Consider the following 25,153-nt stretch of genomic DNA (forward strand, 5'->3'; position numbering starts at 1 on the left):
TATTACATTCCATTTGTTAGACGATTCAAAACTGAAATAGTAATCATCAAGAAGTGCATGGTTAGAAAAAAACAGCCGTCCGGGTGAACGGACGGCTGTTGGAATGCGGTTAGGGCAGCAGTTGTGACTCTGCCAGCACCAAAAGATTGTAATTGGTTACCTGAGCTTTTTGCTCAGTGCTCAGCAGCTCGTAAGCGGCTCTGGCGCGCTCGATGTTGATTTTAAGCTGATCCTGAGGAGCGTTCAGATCAAGCTGCTCGATGAGCTTAACGGTCATTTTAGGCGTAGCGCTTGGGACTGTCTGATAATCGAAGTTAATATAGCCAATTGAGTTGTAGAAGGCATCATACAGGTAAAGGATGCCGGTTTGATTCTTTGGTACAAATGAGTTGGACATAGAACGTAAAATCTCTTTTCCCGAAGCAACGAAATAACCCATTTGCTGCCGGGCGTCTTGAACCGTCGGAGCTTGCTGCATTGTAGAGATTACGCCTGACACGTACCGCACTTCGGCAGGTAGGTTCTCGGGATTGGCCCGAAAAGCGGTGTAGGAAAAAACAGCCTGGTAGCTCCAGTCTTGAAGTAACGCAAGCTCAAGGTCCAATGAAGTCGTAGAAACGGCATCGGCAGCGATGACTTCCTGCAAAGGAGTAAAATCATATTTATACTCTATCCGTTTGCTTATCACTCCTACTTCTTTAAACTCCAGAGAAATCCATATGCTTCCCACTTTAGATTCGTTGATTGGAAATTTGAATGGAGCATCAAATGAAATGCCAGGCATTCCCGGTCCGCCCGGATATGAATTTCCGGCTACGATGTCATAGGCGAGCTCATCATTTTGAGAGCCGTAAACATGAAGCGTTATTGCCTTAGAGAGAGCGTTTGCCGTTCCCCCTATTGGCGTTAAACGAACTTGAAGCTGCTTCCGAATCAAAACCGAATACATCTCAAATTGGCCTGTCGTTTTGGACTTAACTTTAAATACAATATTTTGATGATCTTGCGGCCCAAGTGTAGCCGTGAACTTATTTCCTTGAACAGGTACAAAATCGTCCATCTCAGAGCCTTCCACAAAGGCATACACTTCCGACAGATTGCTGTCATAATCAAGCACAGCCTCAATCTGATTGGTGCCAAACAAGCTGGGTGAGAAGTATTGCTTGGTTTTTGGATTAAACGGCTCGTTCAATTCGGTTCCCGTTAAAGATAGAGATTTCAGCTGCTTGGCTTGCTCCTCTACTGCTGGAAGCTTCTTCATTGTTTCCATGCCTTGCTGCACTACATTGTAATTGGAGACTTTAGCCTGTTCCTCTGGGCTAAGCGCTCCATACAGCCTCTGAAGCAGCTCCAACTTCGGATAATCGTTCACTGTTAACTCGGCAGGAAGCTCCGCAATCAGTCTCTCGACAAGCTGCGGAGTGACGTAAACCTTGACGTCTACCGGCAGTACATCAAAGCCGATTGGCTGTTTGTCTGTATCGTAATAATATACGACAGGATACAATTTAAAATCTCTTTCACGGTCATAACCAAAATAATCCGATATCTCGGTGCGCGTGCCTTGCAGCTTTGTTAAACGCGAAGAATACGATGCTTTAACTTTAGCATTCTCCACCGGCTGGCTTATTTGATCTGGATTGGAGTGGTACCAGATCGCACGCGCAAATACCGCCCCGGCAGGCAGAGGAGACTGAGGATCTACCTCCAGCTTTACAGCATAGGTTGCATAATCTCCGAGCTCCTCTTTGCTCAATACCCTAGCTTTGACGCTGCCGTTCAAGTCCGTTAGCTCCCGGAAATCATAGGCGACTTTATGGCGTTCTCCTTCTGGCAGGCCATTCTTTTGCAGAGTGACCCATACGGTTCCGGTTTGTTTGCTGGATGCAAACAACTTGATTAGATCGATCTCTGGAACAGAGATGTTGCTGTCATCAGAAGATTGAACAACGGACTTAACCGGAGGAGCTCCTTGTTCAGTCGTATACACCCGCAGTGTATCACCCGACTTAATGCCCGTTCCATCCACAAGCAGTTCTCCGCTAGAAAATACTTTTGTTTTTTCCGCAAGCGTCCACTCGTACAGAACACGTACGGAATATCCTCTTTCAAATTCGCCGCTCTGTGAAAACTGGCTTACGTAAATTTCGCTTTCCTGGCGAGCTTGCTGAGGGTAACGTACTTTCCCGTTTGCGTCCAGCTTCACATTTTTGATCAGATTGTCTCCGTACTCATCCCAAACCGTTACAAAGACGTTAACATCCGGCCGATTGGATGTAACGGTAATGTCCATATCGCCTGCAACGTAATTAAGCGGCAGAACGACATCATATTCGTACACTTCAGGATCGAAGCCAAGCTTGTCCGATTTAGGAAAGAAAGCTGTTAAAGGATACCCGCCAACAGAAATTCCCGTAATAGCCGCTTCAACCGCAGGTGTTGGAGTAGGGCTCGGTGTTGAAGTCGGATTGCCCGGGAATCCAGGGAAAAAGCCCCCTCCGCCGCCCGCAACCGGAGTCGGGCTTGGAGACATTGTCGGCGCAGGCTGCAATTTCTTGGAGCCTGGCTCCTTTTCAAAAACAGAATCAGAAGCTTTATGACCGACAATAGCTTCTCCCACTGTACCTTGGCCTGTCACAAAGGTTTTCCCGTTCAGCGTCAGCGTGTCGATTCGGCTGCCGAAATCCAAGGCTACGACAGAATCTGTAGAATCCTCACTTACGGTTACCGATTCAAGGACGCTGCTCCCTTCCACGGACAAGCGAACCGGGGAACCCTTTTTCTCCAAAAAGACGCTGCTCAACTGGCTGTCTTTAAAATGAATGGAGTGAATGCCGCCGCCGCGAATGATTGTTTTCCCTTCTACTTTAATCCCATTAAAAAAGGCGTCGCCCTCGGCAATTTCTTCCTCAAGCACAAGATCCCCTTTGATAATGAGGTTCTTCAGTGTCACCTCGGCCGTACCGACCTTTACGCTGCCTTCAATGACTTGGCTGCCGGTCTCCGGACCATATACGCCCGCTTTGTTGTACTGCATATCCTTTGAAGCTGAACCAACTGCTTTGCCGATTGCCGTTACGGCCTCCGCTCGGGTAAGCTGGCCGTTCGGACGGAAGCTGCCGTCAGGATACCCGCCAAGAATGCCTTGTGAAGCGAGTGCCGCTACGTAAGATTTGCTCCAAGACGGCAAAGAAGCTTTATCGCTGAACGAAGGCTCGGTTACAGCCGTGGAATCAATGCCTGCTGCCTTCGCAATCATAACCGCCGCTTCCTGCCGGGAAACCTTCTCCGCAGGACGGAACGTTCCGTCGTTATACCCTTTCACGTAACCTGCATATACAGCCGTTGCAACCGTACTGTACTCCCAGCTTTCTTTTTTAACATCCTTAAAAGAAAGAGCTGTCGCAGAGCCTTCCGATTTACCAAGAGCGCGGTTAACCAATGCGGCAAACTCACTGCGCTTTACCGGCTGATCAGGGCGAAGCATGCCATCCCCATAACCGGAAATCCAGCCTTTTTGCTCCCATTCCAGCAGCTGTTTTTCTGCCCAATGTCCTTTGACATCGCTCTGGGCCTTGTTACCTTGCCCGTTCGATTGAGCGGCTGCGCTAAAAGCTGCTTGTCCGCCAGAGCCGACAGCAAGCAGCAAAGCCAGACCTGCCGAAATCCATTTTTTATTGCCCGTTTTCTTCACAAAATCCCCGCCTATTATGTATAAATTCGCTTCCTTGCTTGGTTATACCATCGCTACTTTATTATGGCAATGAAATTGTCCTTTACTTTAATAGGATTAAATTCAAAAAGTAATATTGAACACTCCCGCCACCTGGAGAGGTGGGGGATTCTTGCGAACAGAGAAGCAACCTTCTCTTTAGGAGCAAGCGACCCCTGCGGTTCCCGCAGTTGAGTTGGGATGTCCCAACAAACGTAGTCCTTCTTGCCGGATGTTCATGCTCGCGTTATGATCGCGGTCGTGATGGGTGCCACAATGGGAACAACTCCATTCCCGCAAGCTGAGCTGTTTCACGTCGCGATTGCGGTTTCCGCACACATGGCAAAGCTGGCTCGATGGATAGGTTTTTGCCACGGTCTGAATTTGACGACCATACCAAGCCGCTTTATAAGTCAGCATGGCACGAAGCGTGGCCCAACTCGCGTCTCCAATGGACTTGGCCAGCTTGGGATGCTGCATCAAGTGACTTACTTACAGCTCTTCCAGGCAGATCGTTTCCGTTACTGCACACCGCAAACGATTTGAGACCCAGGTCAACACCCATGACCGTTTCCAATTCCGGAAGCGGCTCGCTCTCCACTTCACATAGAATCGAGACAACGTAGGTGCCTGTTGGATTCTTCCGAATCGTGGCTGAAAGAATTCGACCTTCCACTTCTCTAGATTTGGCAAAGCGAACCCATCCTAGCTTAGGCAGCTTCAGACGGTCGCCTTCAATCGTAATGTTATCGTTGGTATATCTCGTGGTATAACTTTGGACAGGATTCCGCTTCGATTTAAAACAAGGGGTCTTGTTCTGCTTCTGGTGAAACCGTGCAAAGGCATCCGTCAGGTTCCGTACACTGGATTGCAGAGCAGTGCTGTCCACTTCTTTTAGCCAGGAAAAGAGACGCTTGAGGGGAGGAAGTCCTATTGCACAGGTGTTATAGGTCAGCCCTTTTCCTAATTCTTGGTAGGTTCGATTCCACTTTTCAAGGAAGTGATTAAAGACATAGCGGGCGCAGCCGATGGTTTTATGGATAAGCGTCCGTTGTTCTTCCGTGGGATAGAGGCGAAAGCGAAACGCCTTGTGATGCACCATTTAACCATCACCTCCGGTTTGCGGCCTTCCCCAATTATAGTACATACGTTCGGTTTTAACACCCAAAAAATGCCGATTCACCCCCTCCTTGTAGAAGGTGGAGTATTCTCGGCAAATTTTAGATAAAAACCCGCTCTTCTTCGAGAGCGGGTTGATTTCACATATTTTGTTATGCCTGCAGCTCAGCCGCTGGCTGCATTGGCTCCGCAGCATTAGGTATGCGGCGGCCTTTAAGCGTGAAATAAAGCGCAGTAGCCGCCAAAGCAATCGCCGCATAAATGCTTAGGTATCCAAGCTGCTGGTAAACAACTGCCGTATCTCCGCCGGAAATTGCTGTTTTGAGTCCCGTAATGCTATGAGACATCGGCAGCCATGGGTGCACGGCCTGCATCCATTCCGGAAGCAGCTCTTTCGGGAACGTGCCTGCGCTGGACGTCAGCTGCAGAATCATAATCAGAACGGCGATATAACGGCCGACCTGGTCGCCCCATGTAACGAGGGCTTGAACGATAAGAGTAAACGTTAGGCTTGCCGCAAAAATCAAAGCGACGAAATGCCCCGCATGCCCAACGTCAAGTTTAAGCCCGTAAAGAAGAATCAGAACCGCAGCCGCAGATTGGCAGATGCTCATGAGCACGTAGATGAATGTGCGGCTCAAAAAACGTCCGAATCTAGTCGCCTCCGGCTGGAACGATTCCCTGGATGAAACGACCGTTGTGAAAAACAGCCCGCCGACAAACAGCGCTATCGAAATAAAGTACGGTGCGATGCCCATGCCGTAATTTTCTACCTTGCGCGAGTTGTCCTCTTTAATCGTGACGGGGGCGGCGAACATTCCTACCGTATCGTCTCCATCTTTGACCTCCGCCGTTTGGCTGGCGGCGTCATTCAGCTTGCCCTGAAGCTCGTCCGATCCTTGCTGCAGCTTGGCCGCACCGTTTTTCAGCTCTCCAGCGCCATTCTCCAGCTTTAATGCGCCGTCCGATAGCGAGCCAAAACCGCCAGCAAGCTGACCGATGCCTCCACTCAGCTGCGATACTCCGCCATTCAGCGTCTTGGCTCCGCCTGCAAGATCCGCGCCGCCTGCCGCAGCTTCGGCCAGCTTGCCGCTCAGCTGAGTCATGCCGCCGCTCAACTGGCCAGTGCCGGACTGCAGCTGCCGGGCGCCTTCAAGCAGCTGCTGCTGTCCGGCATTCAACTGGGTGCCGCCAGCAAGCAGCTGTTTCCCCGCTGCATTAAGCTCGGCGGCTCCCGTTTGCAGCTGTCGCTGGCTATCCGCCAGCTGTTGGCCGCCGGCCGTCAGCTGCCGCTGCGCGACGTTCAGCTTGCTGCTGCCCTCGGCGAGCTCCCGGCTTGCTGCCAGCAGCTGTTTGCCCTGTTCGCTGTCGGCCAGCTCAGGGTTTGCTTTCAGCAGCGCCTCAAGTGCTGCGAACAGCTTGGCCGCTCCTTCGCTCACGTCGCTGCCTCCCGCCTCCGCTGCCTTCAGCGCGTCGGCCAGCTCCGAGCTGCCTTTCGCTGACTGCTGCAGCCCGGCTTCCAGCTTGGCGCTGCCCGAGGATGCTTGCTCCAGTCCTTGCTGCAGCTTGTTGCTCGCTTCAGCCGACGCGCCCAGTCCCGCAACTAATTGGGAGGCCCCCTTATCGGCCGATTCTGCGCCGGAAGCCAGTTGTCCGCCAGCTTGCGTCAGCTGCTGGAGGCCTGAGGCCAAAGTTCCGCTGCCTTCGGCAAGCGAACGCGAGCCGTCTTTCAGCTTGAGCGCACCCTGTGAAAGCGGAGCGACACCGTCGCTCAGCTTTGCTGTGCCATCCGCCAGCTTGGCGAGATTTTTTTGCAGCGCAGCCGCTCCTTCGTCCAGTTTTCCTGCTCCTTCCTTCAGCTCTCCTGCCCCGCTGCCCGCTTCTGCAAATCCATCCGAAATCTCTTTCACTTGAGACAGCATGCTCCGAGTGTACGCCTCGGTAATGCTCGCATTCAGCTCCGCCCGGATATCCTTCATAGCCGAGCTGCCAATTTGGCCGGCGATAAAGTTATAATCTCCGTTTGGCTCAAAAATAATTTCCGCTTGCTGCGGCTTATCATCCATTAATGTGGACGCCTTTTGAGAAAAATCACGCGGGATCGTTATCGCCATATAATACTGGTTGCCCTCGATGCCCTTGGCGGCCTGTTCCGCCGTGACGAACTGCCAATCGAAATCGCGCTTATCCTGCAGCTCCTTGACAAAATCCTGTCCGACATGGAGCTCCTCGCCTTCATAAACGGTTCCGCGATCCTCGTTCACAACGGCGACCGGGATCTTTTCCAGCTGTCCGTACGGGTCCCAGGAAGCCTCAATTAAAAAACCGCTATATAAAATAGGAACAAAAGCAACGGCAATGAAGGAAATGGCCAGCATCGGCTTAGTGAACATCGCCTTCAGGTCTTTGCCGACTGTTGTGACAGCCCTCATAGTGGTTCATCTCCTTTTTGACTAAAAATCAAATTCGGTCATTTGGTCAAAAACAACTTTAACATGCTTGAAACGAACATGCAACTTTAAGCTGCTGCCTTTTGTTCCAGCTTTATCCTGAGCTCGTCACGCTGGCTGAAACCGGCGTATCCGTGCAGCGTATAGTGGACTTATGCTACGATTGATTGCGTACGGCTAACGTAACTAAGACGCGCTATTGGCCGGATCACGGCCTCCTCAGAGAGCTAACGAATCTGAGCAGCGTTATCCGCTGGTTTCATGCACGTAAGGGTTAATAAGGCTTTTCAGTTGCGTTACATAACAAATGGGAACAATAAAGGCCAAATAAGCTTTCATAGTTGCGTTAAAGCAGCCGAGTTAACCGAATTAACTAACGGGCTGTCACAGACGCATGCTCTTGGTGCTTTTAATCGAGAAGAAGTTCACGGATGGGGGTCAGGCCCAATGTCGATCGACCGCAGGGCTGAAGTTGTACAAGCCGCCGCCAAATCCTTCGCTATGTTCGGCTACAAAGCGACAACGATGGATCAGGTGGCCAGGATTGCGCGTGTCGCCAAAGGCACGATCTATACGTTTTTTGACAATAAGGAACAGCTGTTTGAGGAAATCATGAAGGATTTTGTTCAGGAGATTTTGCAGCTGGCGGAGAATGCGATTGATCCGGACAAACCTTTTGCCGAAAATTTGCATCGCGCGTTAATTGATGTGCTTAATTACCGCAAGGAGCACGAACTGTTTTCCCGGTTGACGATGGAAATGAAGGAGATCGGGACTGCCGCTGCAGGCTTTGGCATTTCCATGATGGAAGAGGCGCTGCTTGGATTTGTCGCCAACGCCGTGCAGGACGCAATCGCCAAGGGCGAAATCAAGCCATGCGATCCAAAGCTTACCGCTTACGTGCTGGTCAAGCTGTTCATCACGCTTGTTGTTGACTGGCCGGCTTTATCAGGGGAGCCGTTTAAAGAAGAAGATGTGATGCGTCTGTTCGAGCTTTACCTCCTGGATGGAATTTCGCAGAGATAGAAAATTAGTTAAAACAAACACATTATATTGCTGCACCAGCGCGCAAGCGAATGAAAAAAAGCCGTCACCGGCCGCATTGGATGCGGTTAGCGACGGCTTTTAGCCGTGACTCGGAATAATTAAACAAACAGAGAGCGGTACTCTCCGTAGCCTTCCTCCTCCAGCTGCGACACTGGAATGAAGCGGAGCGCGGCCGAATTGATGCAGTAGCGCATTCCGCCCCTGTCCTTAGGCCCGTCGTCGAAAACATGCCCCAGATGGGAGTCCGCTTCTTTGCTGCGAACTTCGGTGCGAAGCATAAAAAGCGTTGTGTCCGACTTTTCCTTAACACTCGCCTTGGACAACGGTTTGGTGAAGCTTGGCCAGCCGCAGCCGGAATCATACTTGTCGAGAGAGCTGAACAGAGGCTCGCCCGAGACGATGTCCACGTAAATGCCCTCTTCTTTATGATCCCAGAACTCGTTTTGGAACGGAGGCTCCGTTTTGTCGTGCTGCGTCACCGCATATTGCAAAGGATTCAAGCGGGCACGCAGCTCATCCTCGTTTTTGTTCATTTTCCAGTGCTGCTCGATAAAGCTGTCGCGCCCTGAGCCTCTGCGGTACATTTTATAGCGGAACGGATGCGTTTTGTGATAGTCCTGGTGATAGTCCTCCGCCTCGTAAAAGGGAGCCGCCGGCTCAATCGTCACAACGATTGGCTTATCAAAACGCCCGCTCTCCTGAAGCGCGCGCTTCGATTCCTCAGCCAGCTTGCGCTGCTCCTCGGTATGATAAAAAATAGCCGGGCGGTACGAATCGCCACGGTCTGCGAACTGACCCAGCGCATCGGTCGGATCAACCTGCTGCCAGTAAATGTCCAGCAGCTTGGCGTATGGGAAAACGTCCGGATCATACGTAATCTGGATCGCTTCCGTGTGACCCGTGTTCCCTTGGCATACTAGATCATATGTTGGATTTTCCACATGTCCCGCCGTATAACCGGATACTACGCGAATAATGCCGGGCAGCTCCTCAAAAGGAGATACCATGCACCAGAAACATCCGCCAGCGAACGTTGCCAGCTGTTGTTTGCTCGTGTCCATCTCTTTCCCTCCCATTTATAAAAGCTCCGTGAACAGGCTCGGCTAAAACTCCGACGCCTTTCAACAGCCTTAATTACACGATTTACCAAAAGGACGAAGCCGCCTTTTGTTCATTATAACGAACCGGACTCTGAAAAGTCCAAACGCTATTCCCGAAGCGCATCCTGCAGCCGCGTGTTCATTCCTTGAGATGAACCTCCAAGCCTCCGCCGCAGCCGCTGCGCCTCAGATGCCAGCTTCGCCGCCTCAGCGGACAGACGCTCGTTTTCCGCTTCAGCCGCAGACAAGCTCATCTTATATGCCTGCAGCTGCGCCTCCAGCTCCTCGCAGTGCTGTTGTAATTGTTTGTTTTCCTCCGCTAGCTTTGCGGCCCTAATCTGCTCATCCATAATGAATTCCCCTTCTCCGGCTTTGTTGCAATTGTACGCCGCTTAAACCCGATTTTTGCTACTGCAGCTCGCTGCCAATGGAGGAACTGTCCTGTGGCGTTACCGAACCAATCATGCCTGCAGTCCAATCCGTCTCCGTTACGGCGGCTTCCTCCTGCAGTCGTTCTTTGAGGAAATCCGCACACAGCCGCAGCGAATGCTCGGCTTCAGGAAGCCAGCCCGGCATCATCGCTGTAAAATCATGAATCATACCGCCGTAGCAGCAGTATTCCGTCGGTATTCCAGCAGCGCGGAGCCGCTCCGCATACTGATGCCCCTGGTCGCGAAGCGGGTCCAGCTCTGCCGTCACGACCAGTGCAGGCGGCAATCCGCCAAGCTGCTCCGCAAGCAGCGGCGACACCTCCGGCTCCACCCGCAGCTCCGGCGGCGCATAACCGTTTGCGAATTGCTGCAGAAGCTGCAGCGTCAGCATATACTGCCGGCCGTTTTGCCGCAGCGAAGGCTGCTCGGCGTCAGTGGAGCCGCTTCCGCCGGTCAAGTCGACCGCCGGATAAAGCAGCGCCTGCCCTTTCAGCGGCGGACCGCCGCTGCGGGCGGCGCGCAGCGCCGTTACCGCAGCAATATTGCCGCCCGCGCTTTCACCGGCAACGGCCAGCCGGGCAGGGTCTCCGCCCAGCCTTCCCGCCTCTTCCGCTGCCCAGAGCAGCGCTTCATACGCGTCATCTGCACCATGCGGATAAGGATGTTCCGGCGCGAGCCGGTAGCCGACCGACAGAAACAGGCAGCCGCTCAGTGCAGCCCACGCCTGATTATACCGATGCCTTACCCGGTGATCGCCAAGCGCAAAGCCGCCCCCGTGAAAATACAAAATAACAGGCAGCGGTCCCGTTGCGCCCGACTCCGGGGCAACCGGACGGTACCAACGCAGCGGAATCGGTCTTCCGCTGCGCGACTGCGCCTGCAGATCGCCCCACTCCACTCGCTGACCGGGAAGCTTCAAGCAAGCGGCTGCGTCCATCGCTTTCATAAACAAGCTCATGCGCCAGCGCATCCGGCGAAGCGGCCGACCGGTCATCCATGAGCCGGCATGCACAGCAGCCAGCAAAATGCGGAGCGGCAGTGCAAGCCTGCCATTATCCGTTTTTTTTGTCGCCTTGAACGGCTTGGACACGTTGGATCATCTCCGTTTTGAGCTGCCACAGCTGCTGGCTGAACCAGACCGGGTATGGCTCAGGATGAAGCTTCCGCAGATGCTGCGGCCTGAACAAACAAAGCTGCGCAAGATGGTAGCAACGGATGTCCTCCAGCTCCGGCAGCTTTGCGACAAGCTCGCCGCTGCGAAACACCGGCTGCAGAAGCGGTTCCGCTCTGTAGACTGAAACAGCCGTCCGGACATATGGATGAGCCGGGTCAATCCGCTGCAGCGGCTCTCCTTCCAACGCTGCTTCCTCCCTCAGCGCCATATAATCGCCGAGCGCGTAACCTGTCTTTGTATCGATGAGCCGGCTGATCGTTTTTGCGCCGGGATTCGTCACCTTGTCGAGATTGCCGGATAGCTTAATGACCGGTTCGTAGCCGTCGCCGCGGTCGATCGCGGCCAGCTTGTAAACGCCTCCGAGCGAGGGCTGATCCGCTGCGGTAATGAGCTGGGTTCCGACTCCCCAGGTGTCAATGGCCGCTCCCTGTGCTTTGAGCTCCATTATGATATGTTCGTCCAGGTCATTGGAAGCTACGATACGCACGCCGGGAAATCCCGCTTCGTCCAGCATCCGCCTCGCTTCTTTAGACAGAATCGCCAAATCCCCGCTGTCCAGCCTAATTCCTTGCAGCTCCTTGCCCTTCGCCCTCAGCTGGCGGGCCACCTCAATAGCATGCGGAACGCCGCTGCCCAGCGTATCGTAGGTATCGACAAGCAGCGTCACGCCGTCCGGCAGCGCCTCGGCATATCGCTCAAACGCCTCTAGCTCGGATTGATGCGCCTGCACCCAGGCATGAGCATGCGTTCCTTTTGCCGGGATGCCAAAAAGCAGGCCGGCCCGCATATTGCTCGTTGCGTGAAAACCAGCGACATAGGCGGCTCGCGCCCCCCATACTGCCGCATCCATCTCCTGTGCTCTGCGTGTGCCAAACTCCAGCAGCGTGTCATCTCCAGCCGCTTGCCGGATGCGTGAGGCCTTGGTCGCAATCAGCGTCTGATAGTTCGCCATATTAAGAATGGCCGTTTCCACCAGCTGCGCTTCCATTATGCGGCCTTCCACCCTCACGAGCGGCTCGTTCGGAAAAACCAGCGTTCCTTCCGGCACTGAATCGATACTGCCGCTGAAGCGAAACCGGCGCAGCTCCTCAATAAAGGCGGGCTCGTAGCGTTCTTCCTGCTGCTGCAAATAGGCCAGCTCCGTATCCGTAAAACGAAGCTCCGTTATATAATCGACGATCCGCTGTAATCCGGCAAAGACAGCGTAACCGCTGCCGAAAGGAAGCTTGCGAAAATACATCTCAAATACGGCCTTACGGTTGTGGGTTCCCATTTTCCAATGGGCATACATCATATTAATTTGATATTTATCGGTATGCAGAGCGATTGACGGCTCCATCTGACCTGTCAGCCTCCTTGTTACACCGTTTGTACAGTAAAAGCTGCGCTATAGAGAGCCGCGTTATGTCGTTAGATTAAACGCAAAAGCTGCGCTTAAAAGCGCAGCACTATGCCGTCACACTTAACGCAAAAGCTGCGCTTAAAAGCGCAGCACTATGCCGTCACACTTAACGCAAAAGCTGCGCTTAATAGCGCAGCTTTCCGTATAGCCGACAGCTACTCGGCCGAATGCCGGACCGGCACGGCAGCCGGCTCGGCCCCCGGACCCGTTTCCTGCAGCACAACCGGCTCTTTTGTGTAGCCAAGCGGTTTTGATTTAAGCTCGTTAAGCTCTCTCTGCAGCGCCTTCAGCTGACGGTTCAGTCTGTAGGAGCGGATAATGCCAAGCAGCCCTACGCTTAACCCGCCGAGCAGAGCTGAACCGAGAATAACGAGAATGAGCGGCGAATTCGTCTGCGCGAACAGGAAGTTAACCTGTACGGGATCAACGTTAATGACCGCAAAAATGGCAATGATCAAAGCAAAGATCAAGCCGGAAATGAGCAAGCCTTGCGTTTTCATAGGTGAACCACCCCATCCGCATTGTTTCCTTATTGTTCCCTTTTAACCCTTAACAATAACGGATTAAACTCTTTTTCGCAGCATCCACACTTCCAGCAAGGAAGTAAGCTGCTCCAGGTTCAATGGTTTGGAGATATAATCCGAAGCTCCCGCTTCCAAACAGAGCTCCCGGTCCTGCGGCATCGCTTTTGCTGTAATGGCAATGACCGGCAGCTCGCGGTGCTCAGGATGGCTGCGAATTTTCCGGATTGCCTCGTATCCGTCCATAACCGGCATCATCATGTCCATTAACACCAGATCGCACGGAATATGGTCCAAAATGTCCAAAGCTTCACTTCCGTTGCTGGCAGAAATCACTTCCATGCCGTTTTTCTCCAGGAAGCTGGTCAAGCTGTAGACATTGCGAATATCGTCGTCGACAACAAGCACTCTTCTGCCGGAGTAAGAATTGTCCAAAGCCAATGTCGAATCCGACGCCGCTGCCGGATAAAAGCGCGAGCGATCCTCCAGCTGCCGGAGCATTGCCCCCTCGGCGGAAAGCTCTTCCTTGAGGATGGACTCGGCGTTTGGTATTTTCGGGACGGCTGGAACAACCAGCTCGTTATACTTGGAGCCAGCTTCCTTGTGCAGTGAAGGAAGATACAGCGTGAACTTGCTGCCGGCTCCCGGACTGCTCTCCACGGTAAGACTGCCTTGAAGCAGGGCAGCCAGCTCGCGCGAGATGGACAGGCCAAGTCCCGTGCCGCCGAACTGGCGGCTGGTCGTCCCGTCAGCTTGGCGGAACGCCTCAAAAATCAGCTCATGTTTGGACGGATCGATGCCGATGCCCGTATCTCTTATCTCAAATGCAATAACCGGCATGCCGACACGCTCCGGCAGCACTTTGCGGACCGTTTCCCGGTCCGCCTGTGTAATAACGAGTGATACCTCGCCTTGGCGGGTGAATTTAAAGGCGTTCGACAGCAGATTTCGTATAATTTGCATCAGCCTTTGCTCATCAGTTACTAGCAGATCCGGCACTTCCATCCGGCGAAGGACCGAGAAGGCGAGACCGGTCCGTTCTGCCTGTCCGTGGAACAACGATTCAACCACATGCGGAAGCTCGCTCAAATTGACCGGCTCCAGCGAAATCTCCATTTTGCCGGCTTCAATTTTGGACAGATCCAAAATATCGTTAATGAGCGACAGCAAATCGGTGCCTGCGGAATGAATGACCTTGGCAAACTCCTCTTCCTTGGAGGACAAATTGCGTTCCGGGTTCTCTGACAGCATTTGGGATAAAATAAGCATGCTGTTCAGCGGCGTCCTCAGCTCATGCGACATATTGGCCATAAACTCGTTTTTGTAGCGGGAGCTTCGCTCCAGCTCGGCCGCATAAAGTGTAAGCTCCTGCTGAATCTGCTCCAGACGCAGCGACTTCTCCTCCGACAGCTGAAACTGGCGGTTCAGCTGCTCGTTTGAAGCGGACAGCTCCTCCTGCTGCGACTGCAGCTCTTCCGCTTGCATTTGCAGCTCCTCGGTCATGGACTGGGATTCCTGCAGCAAGGATTTAATTTCTTGGGCCGTTTGAACGCGATGCAGCGCCAAGCCCAGCTGCTCTGCCGCTTGACCCGCAAGCCGCTGCTCTAGCTCGGTATACGGGAAAAAGCGAGCCAGCTCAATAACCGCCAGCGTACGCTGTTCGTATACTACGGGCACAAGCAGCAGATGCTGAGGCCGTGCACTGCCAAGCCCGGAGCTGACTCTTACATAATCTTGAGGCATATCATAGTGCCGCAATTGCTGTTCAGCCGCGCAGCGGCCGACTAAACCTTCATTATATTCAAAAGCAGACGGAAGCGTGCTTTTGAATTCTGGATCTTCAGACAACGATGCGGCCAACCGGTATCGGCGACCGGATTTGATGGAGTCCAGCGTATAAACAACGGCGTACGGCGACTGAAGAGCATCGGCCATTGCCGTCACGAACACCTCGCCCGTTTCTTCCCCGGTAGATGTTTGCTGCATGCGTCCGCCAAGCTGCAATGCCCGCTGCTGCAGCCAGTTGCGCCCTTCAAAATCATCCAGCAGCCGGTTTGTTGCCAGTGCAAGATCCGCAATTTCGTCACGCGACGTTACGGCGATCCGCCGGGACAGCTGCTCCTGGCCAAGCACTTCCGCTTCCGTCATTCCAGCGATAGAATCCGTCACGCTCGTCAGTGTGCGAACGACGGAACGCGATATTCCCCATGCAAACAACCCCGATAATGTGAGCGAGAACAGAAACAGTCCGATCAGGCTCGTGCGCAGCAGGCTGTTGTTGCGCTCCAGCTGCTCCAGACGCTGCATCGCCTGCTCCTGCTCTCTCTCGCGAAAGGCGTCGAACATGCCGCGCAGCTGATCCATATTTTGCTTGCCGCGGTCGATATCGTAGTAAGCGGCAATTTTCGCTTCATCGCCGCTCTGCTTGGCTTCGATAATCGGCATCGTAATGTCGAGCCATTCCTTAATCGAATGCTGCACAAGCTCAAGCGCCTTCGTCTGCGTAGGATTATCCTCCATCATGCCGGTCAGCTGGCTGAAGTTGGACTGCCAAGCGGAGAAGCCTGCGCGGAACGGCTCCAAGTACTGGTCGTCTCCGGTTATAATGTAGCCCCGCTGGCCGGTTTCCATATCCAGCATGTTTTTCTCTATCGTGAACGTAAGCCTTTGCACGGAGATATCATGTTTAGTGACACGCTCGGTTTCTTTCTGGACCGCCGACAACTGTGAAAAAACGATCAAAATCGATACAGCGAGACATGCCAGAATAACGGCGTAACCGGCAATGATTTTGCTGCGGATCGTCACTCTTCGATTCGATTTTAAAGCAGGGACGGGTGCCATTGCTTGTAATGCTCCTGTCTGATGCGCCGCTCCGGCAGAGGGGCATCCAAAATATAAAAGAAAAGCGGCCCAAGGACCGCTATGTTACAGGCGATTTGCCGCCGTCAATATTTAGCGCTGTTCCCGTTACATATGAAGCTGCGCCTGATGCGAGAAAAACGATGGCGTTGGCAGCCTCCGCCGTGTCTCCGATTCTGCCAAGCGGTATATCGTGGCGCGAATCCCGTGCATATTGCTCCCAGGTCAGCTCCGGGCTTGTCCTCCGCCACACCGCTTCGATTTGAGCGCTGCGGATTAGGCCAATGCATACCGCATTAACTCGGATGCCGAACTCAGCCAAATCACGGCTCATCGCTTTGGTAAGCGCAATTCCCGCCGCTCTCGTTACCGAGGACGGCAGCGATGCTTTAGGCGGCGTTTTGCCGCCGATTGCCGTCACATTAACGACAGCCCCGCCGGAATCCTTCATATAAGGCAGGGCTGCCTGCGTCATGTTTACTGCGCCAAGCAGTTTAAGATCAAGGTCGGCTTTCCACGCGGGGGCGTCCGCCTTGTCGAACGGCGCCGCTGCTGCAGTTCCAGCATTGTTGATCAAAATGTCGATTCCGCCATTCCAGGCCTGCGCGATGCTCTGCACCGCTGTTGAAGCGGATGCTTCGTCCGAAACATCGCCCTGTACCGCCAGCACTTCGCCGCCTGTACTTTCGCGAATCCGGGCAGCCGCTTCCTTCAGCTCAGCCGCTGTCCGGGCAATAATGGCTACCTTTGCGCCTTCAAGCGACAAAGCCATTGCAGTCGCAAACCCGATGCCTTTGCTCCCGCCCGTAACAATGGCTCGTTTATTTTGCAAATTAAGCTCCATAAGTCCCTCCTGGACGGCCGATTTCCCGTTCCATACGAGGCATTTCCCGGGAAATCGACGCATATGTCGGAATTTAAGGTTAGTGCTGCTGTGCCTTCACATACAATCGGCCCAGCTCCTGCCAAATCTCACCCGGCCCCAAGCTGAACAGTCCGATTTCTTCGGCAGGCAGATCTATATTAGGTGCATTGACCAGGTTGATTTGCGGCTCGGGGCATACAAAATCCTGGCCGCCATTGTTATAAATCATCCATTGTTTATAGGATGTTCCGACATCATAGACAAGCGTAACGCCTCGTTTCGTGTCGGTCAGTTCCATGCGATTGCGGCCGTTTTGAGGCTCGACCGTATAATGATTGTCCAGCGCTGTCCAGAAAGGATCTACTCCCTCCCCTTTCAATGCTTCCTCCTGCGGAGTCAATGCAAGATAACGGCCGGTAGGCAGCATACGCTCGCTCATTTCCCAACGGCGGCCTACCGTAAGCTTCATCCGGTAGTCTTTTTCCGAGCTCCCTTGAGCAAATGGAACATTCAGCGTCGTATGGAAAGCAAGCAGACAAGGCATTGCTTCTTGCCCGTCATTGCGTACGGTCACCTGCTGCGCCAGTCCGTCCGGACTAAGCGTGTAATGCAGTCTTACCGTATAACGGAACGGGAACCGGCGGTAAGCGCTATGCTCTTCGTCGACACGCACCGACACCGTAACATAACTTTCCTCGCCCTTGCAGCCGAAGCTTTCCACTTCCCATGGAACCTGGAAAAGGAAGCCGTGAATATGGTTTTCCCGCTCCGGTTCGTTTACCGGCAGCTGATAAATCCGGCCTTGGAATGGAAAGCGTCCGTCTTCAAAGCGGTTTGGCGGAAATAAAACAGGAATTCCCCATACTACAGAGGATTCCTTGAACTTCGGCATATCCTCTTGGGAAGGCTCCCGCAAAAAACGGTACCCTGTCGTAAGATCACGGAACGCAATCATATTGCCGCCGATTTCCGGCAGCATAACTGCCTCGTAATTGCCTGCACGCAAATAGATCGCTTTCTGGCCTTGATAAATGCCCTCGAATGCACTGCTCGCTCCCATCTTTGCGACTGCTCCTCTCTCTCATTCAACTGCTACTAGAGTACCATAATGCGAGATTGATAATCTATGGTGTCCCGCAGAATAGCGGCTAGAAACGATAGTTAGCGGAATGCCGATGACATGAAAAAAGCTCCTGAAGCCCGAAGCTTCAGGAGCAATGAATGCAGCAGATGAGGCTGCTGCATTCACTCAAACTATTTTACGATAGGATTTCGACATCAAATAGCTGCTTTTTCGTACCTAGGGCGTGTCTGAAAACCCGCTCTGGGGCATCTTACACCGCCTTTCCGCCCCCTGCTTCGTCACTTTTGCTTGACGTACCCCCGGTACGCCTTCACAAAAGTTCCTTGCATGGAACGAAAATTCGCCAAAATCTGCTACCCTCGGAGTATTCAGACACGCCCTGATCGAATCTTGTCAGCCTTTCTACCGGTCAGCCATAAACGGCTCGCGCTGAACGGAATCTCCCGCATCGGCACGGCTGCTTTGACTCATGAACGGCCACCAGTTGGCCGGACCGAACATGCGCACCATGACCGGAATGAATAGCGGCAGGATAAGCACTGCGTAAAGCAGCAGTCCAACCAGGACAATCGTGGCAATCTGCATCAGCGACATGACTCCGGAAGGAAGCATTGCGGCGAACGTCCCGCCCAAAATAACCGCAGCGGATAAAATAACCGATCCCATGTTGCGCATGGCGAGCAGAATCGCTTCTTGCACCGGCAGATGTTTATACTCCCGGAAGCGGTCGAGCAGGAAGATGCTGTAATCGACGCCAAGTGCGATCAGCAGCACGAAGCTGAAAAACGGCACCGGCCAGCTGATTCCGGAATAATCCAATATGCGGCTGAAAATAACTTCCGCCACCGCGACCGACGTATAGTAGGTGATCAGCAGCGAAGCCATAATATAGGCAGGAATAATAATGGAGCGGAACAGCAAAATGAGAATAATGGAAATTCCGATCATCATCAGGATGACGGTGCGGTTATAGTCCGCTTTGGAAATCATATTCAAATCATGCTGCGTGCTTGTTATGCCTCCAAGTGCATATTGAGCTTTGCTGTACGGAGTTCCGGCAAGCCCTCTTTCAATGGCCGCTTCGACATCCGGAATTTTGTCCAGCGTCTGTTTTTCGTAAGGGTTGGATGCAAACACGACATCTAATGTTGCAATAGTGCCGGCCTGGGACACGTAAACGTCCACTGCTTTTTGGAACTGCTCGTCGTTTAGCGCTTGCTCCGGCAAGTTCCACCCGGTTAGGCTGCGGCTAGGGGAATCCGACAGCTCGGTCAGGTAGGTTTTCGCTTCCGACAGGCCGTCGGATACTTGATTGATGCCGCCGGCGCTTTGGTCGAGCCCGCTTGTCAGCTGGCCGAGCTGTTTGCCCAGATCAGCAAAACCTTGCTGCAGCTGCTGCTGGCCACCTTTAAGCTCATCGAAACCGGCGCTGACCTGCGGCAGCTGTCCGATAATTTGGCCTTGGCCGCCCGCTGCCTGCGAAATTCCCTTCTGCAGCTCAGCGATACCTGCAGCCAGCTTGCGCAAGCCGTCGCCGAGCGCTGCCTGGCCGGCGCTGGCCTGCTCCAGTCCGCTGTTCGCCTTAGCCATTCCCTGTACAGCTCCGGCTAGCTGCTCATTTGCTTTCCTCAGCCCTTCGCCAAGCTGTTCTGACCCGCCTTGCAGGCCTCCAAGAGATTGCATTGCCGATTGATACTGCTCATCGCCTTGCAGCTCCGGGTATTTGTCCCCCAGTGCCTGGAACGCCTGCTGCAGCCCTGCAAGCCCATCCGTCAGCTGCTTTTGGCTCGTCGCAAGCTGACCGTAAGCATTGCTCAGCTGGCTTAGTCCTCCCTCTGCCTGGCGGTAGCCTTTCAGCAGCTCGGTGCTTGCAGCAGCCAGCTGCTCGGCGCTTTTCCGCGCCTGCTCCAACCCGGTATAAAGCTCGCCGGCTCCAGCCGAGCCGTCTTCAAGCCCTTTTTGAATACGGCGCAAGCCGTCCTCAAGCTGTTCAACGCCGTTTTGCAGCTTGGCGGTTCCGTCAACCAGCTCGCCGGCTCCAGCAGCTGCTTCCTCCAGCTTCGGCGCGTTAGCAGCCAGACTTGCGCTGGCATCGGAAAGGCCTTTGCCGATTTTGTCCAGCCCGTCCGTGCTTTGGCCGATGCCATCCTGAAGCGTTCCTGCTTGCGAGGCAACCTCCAGATCCTTCAGCGGCTCGCCCGTCGGCCTTGTGGCGCTGCGAACCAGCTTAACGCCTTCGATTTTCGCCAGCTCACGGCTCACTTGCTCCAGCGCTGCCAAGCCCTCTTTACTGTCAAAGCTCTGATCGCTCTTCAGCACAACCGTAGTTGGCATGGAATCGCCGGGGCCGAAGCTGCCGGAAATTAGATTGAATGCTTTAACGGATTCGTATTTCTCGCCGATTTCATCCAAGGAGTTGAACGAAATGGCATTTTTATACGAAACGAGAAACGGCACAATCACAATCGCCAGCAGCAGCAGAGCCCATAATGGCTTGCGAAGCGAGAAGCGGCCCATGCGGTCCCATATCCGGCTCTCGTTATGCTCCAGCGATCCTTTTTTGGGCCAGAACAGAGCATTGCCAAGCACAGCCATGAAAAACGGTACAAGCGTCACAAGCGCAATCATCAGCACGGCAACGCCGACAGCTACCGCAACGGCCGACCGGTACAGGCTGAAGGTAGAAAAACCGATTGAAGCAAAACCGATCAGCACAGCTAGACCGGAAATAAGCACTGTGCGGCCGGCATTTTTATAGGTATGAATAATGGCTTCCGTACGATCGCGTCCGCTCGCAAGCTCCTCCTTGTAACGGCTGATCAATAGAATACAGTAGTCCGTTCCGATACCAAACATAATCGCCACCATAAAAATCTGTGTGAACGTCGAGATCGGAAACCCGGCATACTCCGCCAAATAAGCAACAATCGATTGGGACAGCAAATAACTGAGTCCCACAACAAGCAGCGGCACAAAAGGAGCCACCGCGGAACGGAACACGAGAAACAGAATAACAAGAATAAAAATAACCGTAATATATTCCGTCTTGGCCAGCCCTTCCATCGAGCTGCGTGTCTGATCCTCTTCAATCAGCCATTCCGAGGTGTAATAGTGGTCGACTTTAATATTGTCCGCCGCGGCATAAAGAGCGTCCTGCAGTTCTTTTCGCTCCTTGCCGCCACTTTCAATCGAGACTAACGCCAGAACGGTTTTGCCGTCCTTCGCCACCAATTGATCCTTTAGCTCCTCCTGGTCGAAGGGGCTCGTCACAGAAGTAATGCCCAGGCTTTTCTGACCGGCTAGCGCAGCAAGTCCGCGTTTGATCTCGTCCTGGTCAGCGCTGGTCAGCCCTTCCGCCCGGTGAAACACAAGCACAGCCGACTGTTCATCTTTACTTGAGGCTTCAGCGGCAGCATTCTTTTCCTTCAACAGCTCCTTGGCATGAGAGGAGGAATAACCGTCCGGCACGGTGATCTGCCCTTTATCTCTAACAAGCTGCGCCATGTCCGGAGCCAGCAGCATAAGTCCTGCCGATAGAACAATCCACGCAATCAAAATAACCCAGCGCAATTTCAGTATCGTTCTCAACACTCAACGCTCCTTCTCAATCAACGATTTTCTCTTTTTAGTCCTTCAGCCGATTTGCCAGCAGCTCAAAGGTTTCGATGAATTGAACGGCATCATCCTCACTGAAGTGGCCGATATAACCTCCAAGCGTCTCGGACATAATTGCCCCGTACTGTTCGGCTAAACGTGATCCTTCCTCCGTCAACGACAAATGAATGACCCGCCGGTCTTGTTGATCTGGTTTGCGGAAAATCATGCCTTTATCCACGAGTTTGTTTATAATAGAAGTAATACTGCTTTTGTTCACGCAAAATGCCTCCGCAAGCTCCGAGGATGTGCTCTGAGTATGCAGATTCAAATATCGGACAATGGAGAACTGTTCCCTCGTCATGTCGCCAGTCAGTTTATCCTGTACTAATGCGTTAAATCTTCTTGTTACAAAAAAACTGGCGATTTCGTAGCGCTCAATGATTTCCTTCAGCTTAGCCTCTTCCATGACGGCTCCTTTCACGTTGTACAAGTTTCAATATGAAACAATTAGATATTCGAACCATATCACAATAAAAAGCCGCCTGTCAACAGACAAGCAGCTTAGTTCGAGGCAATGAGGGCGCTCTCCGCGACCCTAACTTGCGGCACGGATTTTGAATACAACGCCGTAATTCCTGCAGCTTGTGCGAGTACTTCCTGAGCCACTTCAGGCGGCTCCAACACGCGTACATATGGACCGTAGCTTAGCAGCCTAGAATACAGCCAATAACCCTTGTGGCTATCGCATACGACCTCCAGCCAGCCGTCCTCCCGGATAAAATAAGAATGAGGTCCGTACTGATCCCGTACCCGGGTTTTGACGGACGGATGAAACAGGAGCCGAAGGGATACACGAAGCTCGGCATCCTCCTCCCAGCGGCGGTCCACTTCCTTAATCGTCATGGAATGACGGGCAAAAACATCCGGCTGAACCGCCAGCTGCTCCACCCGGTTCAGCCGAAACGTCCGATAGTCCTGCCTTAACCGGCAGTACCCATACAGATACCAGACCATATCCCGCATCACAAGGCCGATCGGCTCCACTTCCCGCTCGCTCACCGCACTCTGCCAGTCCGTATAAATAAGCCTGACGACTAAACAGTCGTCCAACGCCCGGTTTAGCTCCTCCAACATCGCTTGCTGGGCATCGCCGGAACGCCAAGGATTAAGCTCAATAACGATGCGGCTTCCGGCCTCATCTGCGGCATTAGCAGAGCCTGAACGGTTTAACAGAGCGCCAACCTTGTCGAGAAGCTTGCCGACTTGCAGCTCACTGAGCACCGGCTGCACGCCTTTGAGCGCCACGATAATGGAGCGAAGCTCGTCCAGGCTCAAAAACTGTCTATCAATCCGATATTGCTCCATAATCTCATAACCGCCATCCAGGCCAGGATACGAAACAACCGGTACTCCAGCCGAATTCAGCGCCTCAAGATCACGATAGATCGTTCGGAGCGACACCTCGAACCGCTCAGACAGCTCCTGAGCTCCAACTCGACGTCTGCCCAGCAGCAGCATGGTAATGCCGAGCAGCCTTTCCAGCTTCATTGCCGTTAACTCCCTCCATATCGTTATTTCCCGTCCCGCAGCGGGTAATAAGCAGAAAACGGCCGCACTCAGCCCTTAGCTGCAAGAGCGGACTACTCCAAAATGAGGTGCTCAAGATGACGGAACCCCGAGACAAAAAGCTGAACCGGACTCTAAGCATGGCAGACCGGGACCATCCCGAGCAGTTCCCGACCGACAAGGAAAGCCAGATGGACCGCGATCCGTCCCAGCAAAATGTAGATCCCATTCCGGTCGAGGATCTGACCATCCAGCAGCAGGATGAGAAAAACAAAACCCATACAAAGGACGATTCCTCAAGCGCTCGAAAATATCATACCGGGTTTGAAAAATGAACCGCTGGCTTTAGAACGAAAACGATAGCTGCTCCATAATTTCAATCGCTGGTCCAGGCCGGACAGCGGCTTCATAATTGTCTCTTCGCTTGGCCAGCCTGGACTGCAAGCTGCCGGGATTCGCCGCCAATTCCGCTGAACGCTCTGGAGAATGCGAAGCTGTCTTCCGATGGATAGTCTCGGAGCTCGGTAAATCATGAATGACGCGCAGTTCTTCTATTCGGCGATGGATCTTATCCGCATAGCTGCTGGACGCGTACGCACCATGAAAGATTCGTTCATATTCCGGCAATACCTGCGGAGCCGTCTCTCGTACAACACGATAGTACCAGCTTTTTACCTCGGGGCTCAGCCGCAGCAGCGAGGTCATCATATATTCCGCTCCGGCAGACTTCACTGCCTGCATCAGCTCGTTAAGCTGTTGTCTGGAATCGCCGAGAACCGGTAAAATCGGAGCTGCAAACACGCCCGCGGGCATTCCCGCCTCCCTAAGCTCCCGCACAGCCTGCAGTCTTTGCCCAGACAGTGGAGATCCCGGCTCGAGCGAGCGGATAAGCCCGTCATCCAGCGTATTGAGACTAATGTTGACCGCTATTAGACGGCATTGCGCCAGCAAATCCAAATCTCTCAACACTAACGGCGAACGGGTCGTAATGGAGACCGGCACCTGATAACGCGCCATAACCTTCAAGCATTCGCGGGTAACCATGCGGCTGCTCTCGGCAGGCTGGTACGGGTCCGTTGCCGTTCCAACCGCAATGTGACCGATGTCTTGCGCCAAAAGCGGCAGGTCGAACTCCCGGCTTGCCGCCATACGGTGAAGCTGCTGCTGCAGAGCCTCGGCTGCATTTTCTTTGACTAAAATACGGTTTTGGAACTCGTCGCTGTCCAGCCCGATAAACGATTGAAAGGCCCTTGCGTAACAAAAGCCGCAGCCATGCGAACAGCCCCGATAAGGGTTAACGGACCAGTTAAACGGCATTCGTTCTTCTTTAACACGGCTCATCAGCTGTTTCACCTTCACCGCTTCCAATCGGACCTTCGACATGACTGCACCCCCAATACAAGAACATTTGTTCTATTATTATAAACGTACTATATCATTTACATTCTAAAAAAACAACCCTGCTGGCCGCCATATCAAGCGGTGTGCAGGGCTTTGTTAATGCAGCAAATCATTCATAATATAAATGAAATTATACGAGCTTCCAAAGCACTGGCGCCTCCGTTGGCTCCCTCCCGGTTTGCGTTCATCTTTCGGCGTAAATCTATTCGAGGATCAAAAAATTTAAAAGCAAAACAAAAAAGCCGCCGAATAGGCAGCTTTAGTTATATAAGATGGAGCGGAAGACGGGAATCGAACCCGCGACCCTCGCCTTGGCAAGGCGATGCTCTACCGCTGAGCCACTTCCGCAGATAATGTAAAAATGGCGGAGCTGACGGGATTCGAACCCGCGGTCTCCTGCGTGACAGGCAGGCATGTTAGGCCTCTACACCACAGCTCCACAAAGTATGTAAAAAGAAAAAAATGGTTGCGGGGACAGGATTTGAACCTGTGACCTTCGGGTTATGAGCCCGACGAGCTACCGGACTGCTCCACCCCGCGTCGTTAAAATCTTCTTCAGGACTTGCGCCCTGAAAACTGGATCGAACGGTATGCCGTGCTGACCGGCTGTTGTCTTGCGTAGATAAGGATAAGCCCTCGACCGATTAGTATTCGTCAGCTGCACGCATTGCTGCGCTTCCACCTCGAACCTATCTACCTAGTCGTCTTCTAGGGGTCTTACATACTGGGAAATCTCATCTTGAGGGGGGCTTCGCGCTTAGATGCTTTCAGCGCTTATCCCGTCCGTACTTGGCTACCCAGCGGTGCTCCTGGCGGAACAAC

At 53.2% G+C, this 25,153-nt stretch carries 16 protein-coding genes, 3 tRNA genes, 1 rRNA gene and 1 pseudogene; 2 read left to right on the forward strand and 19 right to left on the reverse strand.

The features are described 5' to 3' along the window. Positions 1–109: 109 nt before the first annotated feature. The 3 genes and pseudogenes from M3223_RS13540 to M3223_RS13550 all read right to left on the reverse strand — a co-directional run bounded on the left by M3223_RS13540 (position 110) and on the right by M3223_RS13550 (position 7,263). Positions 110–3,694, reverse strand: a complete 3,585-nt coding sequence (locus M3223_RS13540; protein ID WP_251562239.1) for an S-layer homology domain-containing protein — start codon at positions 3,692–3,694, stop codon at positions 110–112. Positions 3,695–3,871: 177 nt separating this feature from the next. After that, positions 3,872–4,814 (reverse strand): annotated as a pseudogene (locus tag M3223_RS13545) (RNA-guided endonuclease TnpB family protein). A gap of 169 nt (positions 4,815–4,983) precedes the next feature. Beyond that, a complete protein-coding gene (locus M3223_RS13550) occupies positions 4,984–7,263 on the reverse strand; it encodes a YhgE/Pip domain-containing protein (protein WP_251562241.1) in 2,280 nt (759 codons plus the stop codon). Positions 7,264–7,728: 465 nt separating this feature from the next. On the opposite strand from M3223_RS13550, the gene M3223_RS13555 reads away from it, so the two are divergent. Next, positions 7,729–8,307, forward strand: a complete 579-nt coding sequence (locus tag M3223_RS13555; protein WP_251562243.1) for a TetR/AcrR family transcriptional regulator — start codon at positions 7,729–7,731, stop codon at positions 8,305–8,307. 119 nt (positions 8,308–8,426) lie between these two features. Here M3223_RS13555 and msrB read toward each other — a convergent pair whose 3' ends face one another. From msrB to M3223_RS13610, 11 genes are all read right to left on the reverse strand, one after another. Then, positions 8,427–9,389, reverse strand: a complete 963-nt coding sequence (msrB, locus tag M3223_RS13560; RefSeq protein ID WP_251562245.1) for a peptide-methionine (R)-S-oxide reductase MsrB — start codon at positions 9,387–9,389, stop codon at positions 8,427–8,429. Between the two features lie 146 nt (positions 9,390–9,535). After that, a complete protein-coding gene (locus M3223_RS13565; RefSeq protein WP_251562248.1) occupies positions 9,536–9,778 on the reverse strand; it encodes a hypothetical protein in 243 nt (80 codons plus the stop codon). Between the two features lie 58 nt (positions 9,779–9,836). Next, positions 9,837–10,949, reverse strand: coding sequence for an alpha/beta hydrolase (locus M3223_RS13570; protein WP_251562250.1), 1,113 nt, complete (start codon positions 10,947–10,949; stop codon positions 9,837–9,839). Beyond that, positions 10,912–12,372: a nicotinate phosphoribosyltransferase gene (locus M3223_RS13575; protein ID WP_251562253.1), complete on the reverse strand. Its 1,461-nt coding sequence runs from the start codon at positions 12,370–12,372 to the stop codon at positions 10,912–10,914. Before M3223_RS13575 ends, M3223_RS13570 begins: the two co-directional genes overlap by 38 nt. A 218-nt stretch (positions 12,373–12,590) precedes the next feature. Next, positions 12,591–12,935 (reverse strand): LapA family protein, encoded by a 345-nt coding sequence (locus M3223_RS13580; protein WP_251562254.1) that lies wholly within the window; start codon positions 12,933–12,935, stop codon positions 12,591–12,593. A 63-nt stretch (positions 12,936–12,998) separates the two neighbouring features. After that, positions 12,999–15,800, reverse strand: a complete 2,802-nt coding sequence (locus tag M3223_RS13585; protein WP_251562256.1) for a CHASE3 domain-containing protein — start codon at positions 15,798–15,800, stop codon at positions 12,999–13,001. Between the two features lie 79 nt (positions 15,801–15,879). Next, positions 15,880–16,662 (reverse strand): SDR family NAD(P)-dependent oxidoreductase, encoded by a 783-nt coding sequence (locus M3223_RS13590; protein ID WP_251562258.1) that lies wholly within the window; start codon positions 16,660–16,662, stop codon positions 15,880–15,882. 79 nt (positions 16,663–16,741) lie between these two features. Next, positions 16,742–17,743 (reverse strand): aldose 1-epimerase, encoded by a 1,002-nt coding sequence (locus tag M3223_RS13595; protein ID WP_251562260.1) that lies wholly within the window; start codon positions 17,741–17,743, stop codon positions 16,742–16,744. A 426-nt stretch (positions 17,744–18,169) separates the two neighbouring features. Next, positions 18,170–21,355: an MMPL family transporter gene (locus tag M3223_RS13600; RefSeq protein ID WP_251562262.1), complete on the reverse strand. Its 3,186-nt coding sequence runs from the start codon at positions 21,353–21,355 to the stop codon at positions 18,170–18,172. A gap of 37 nt (positions 21,356–21,392) precedes the next feature. Then, positions 21,393–21,830 carry a MarR family winged helix-turn-helix transcriptional regulator gene (locus tag M3223_RS13605; RefSeq protein WP_251562264.1) on the reverse strand — a complete coding sequence of 146 codons (438 nt, stop codon included), beginning with the start codon at positions 21,828–21,830 and terminating at the stop codon, positions 21,393–21,395. A gap of 95 nt (positions 21,831–21,925) precedes the next feature. Further along, entirely contained in the window at positions 21,926–22,912 is a 987-nt protein-coding gene (locus tag M3223_RS13610; protein ID WP_251562266.1) for a helix-turn-helix transcriptional regulator, read from the reverse strand. A gap of 116 nt (positions 22,913–23,028) precedes the next feature. On the opposite strand from M3223_RS13610, the gene M3223_RS13615 reads away from it, so the two are divergent. Beyond that, a complete protein-coding gene (locus M3223_RS13615; protein ID WP_251562268.1) occupies positions 23,029–23,265 on the forward strand; it encodes a hypothetical protein in 237 nt (78 codons plus the stop codon). A 10-nt stretch (positions 23,266–23,275) separates the two neighbouring features. Here M3223_RS13615 and M3223_RS13620 read toward each other — a convergent pair whose 3' ends face one another. The 5 genes from M3223_RS13620 to M3223_RS13640 form a co-directional block, all read right to left on the reverse strand. Then, complete coding sequence (locus M3223_RS13620) at positions 23,276–24,313, reverse strand: SPL family radical SAM protein (protein ID WP_251562270.1); 1,038 nt, start codon at positions 24,311–24,313, stop codon at positions 23,276–23,278. A 291-nt stretch (positions 24,314–24,604) separates the two neighbouring features. Then, positions 24,605–24,679 (reverse strand) — tRNA-Gly (locus tag M3223_RS13625). Between the two features lie 14 nt (positions 24,680–24,693). Next, a tRNA-Asp gene (locus M3223_RS13630) sits at positions 24,694–24,770 on the reverse strand. Between the two features lie 24 nt (positions 24,771–24,794). After that, positions 24,795–24,871: transfer RNA gene (locus tag M3223_RS13635), tRNA-Met, on the reverse strand. A gap of 84 nt (positions 24,872–24,955) precedes the next feature. Next, a 23S ribosomal RNA gene (locus M3223_RS13640) occupies positions 24,956–25,153 on the reverse strand; the annotation flags it as partial.

The organism is Paenibacillus pasadenensis, from assembly GCF_023715725.1.
Taxonomy (GTDB): domain Bacteria; phylum Bacillota; class Bacilli; order Paenibacillales; family Paenibacillaceae; genus Paenibacillus_O; species Paenibacillus_O pasadenensis_A.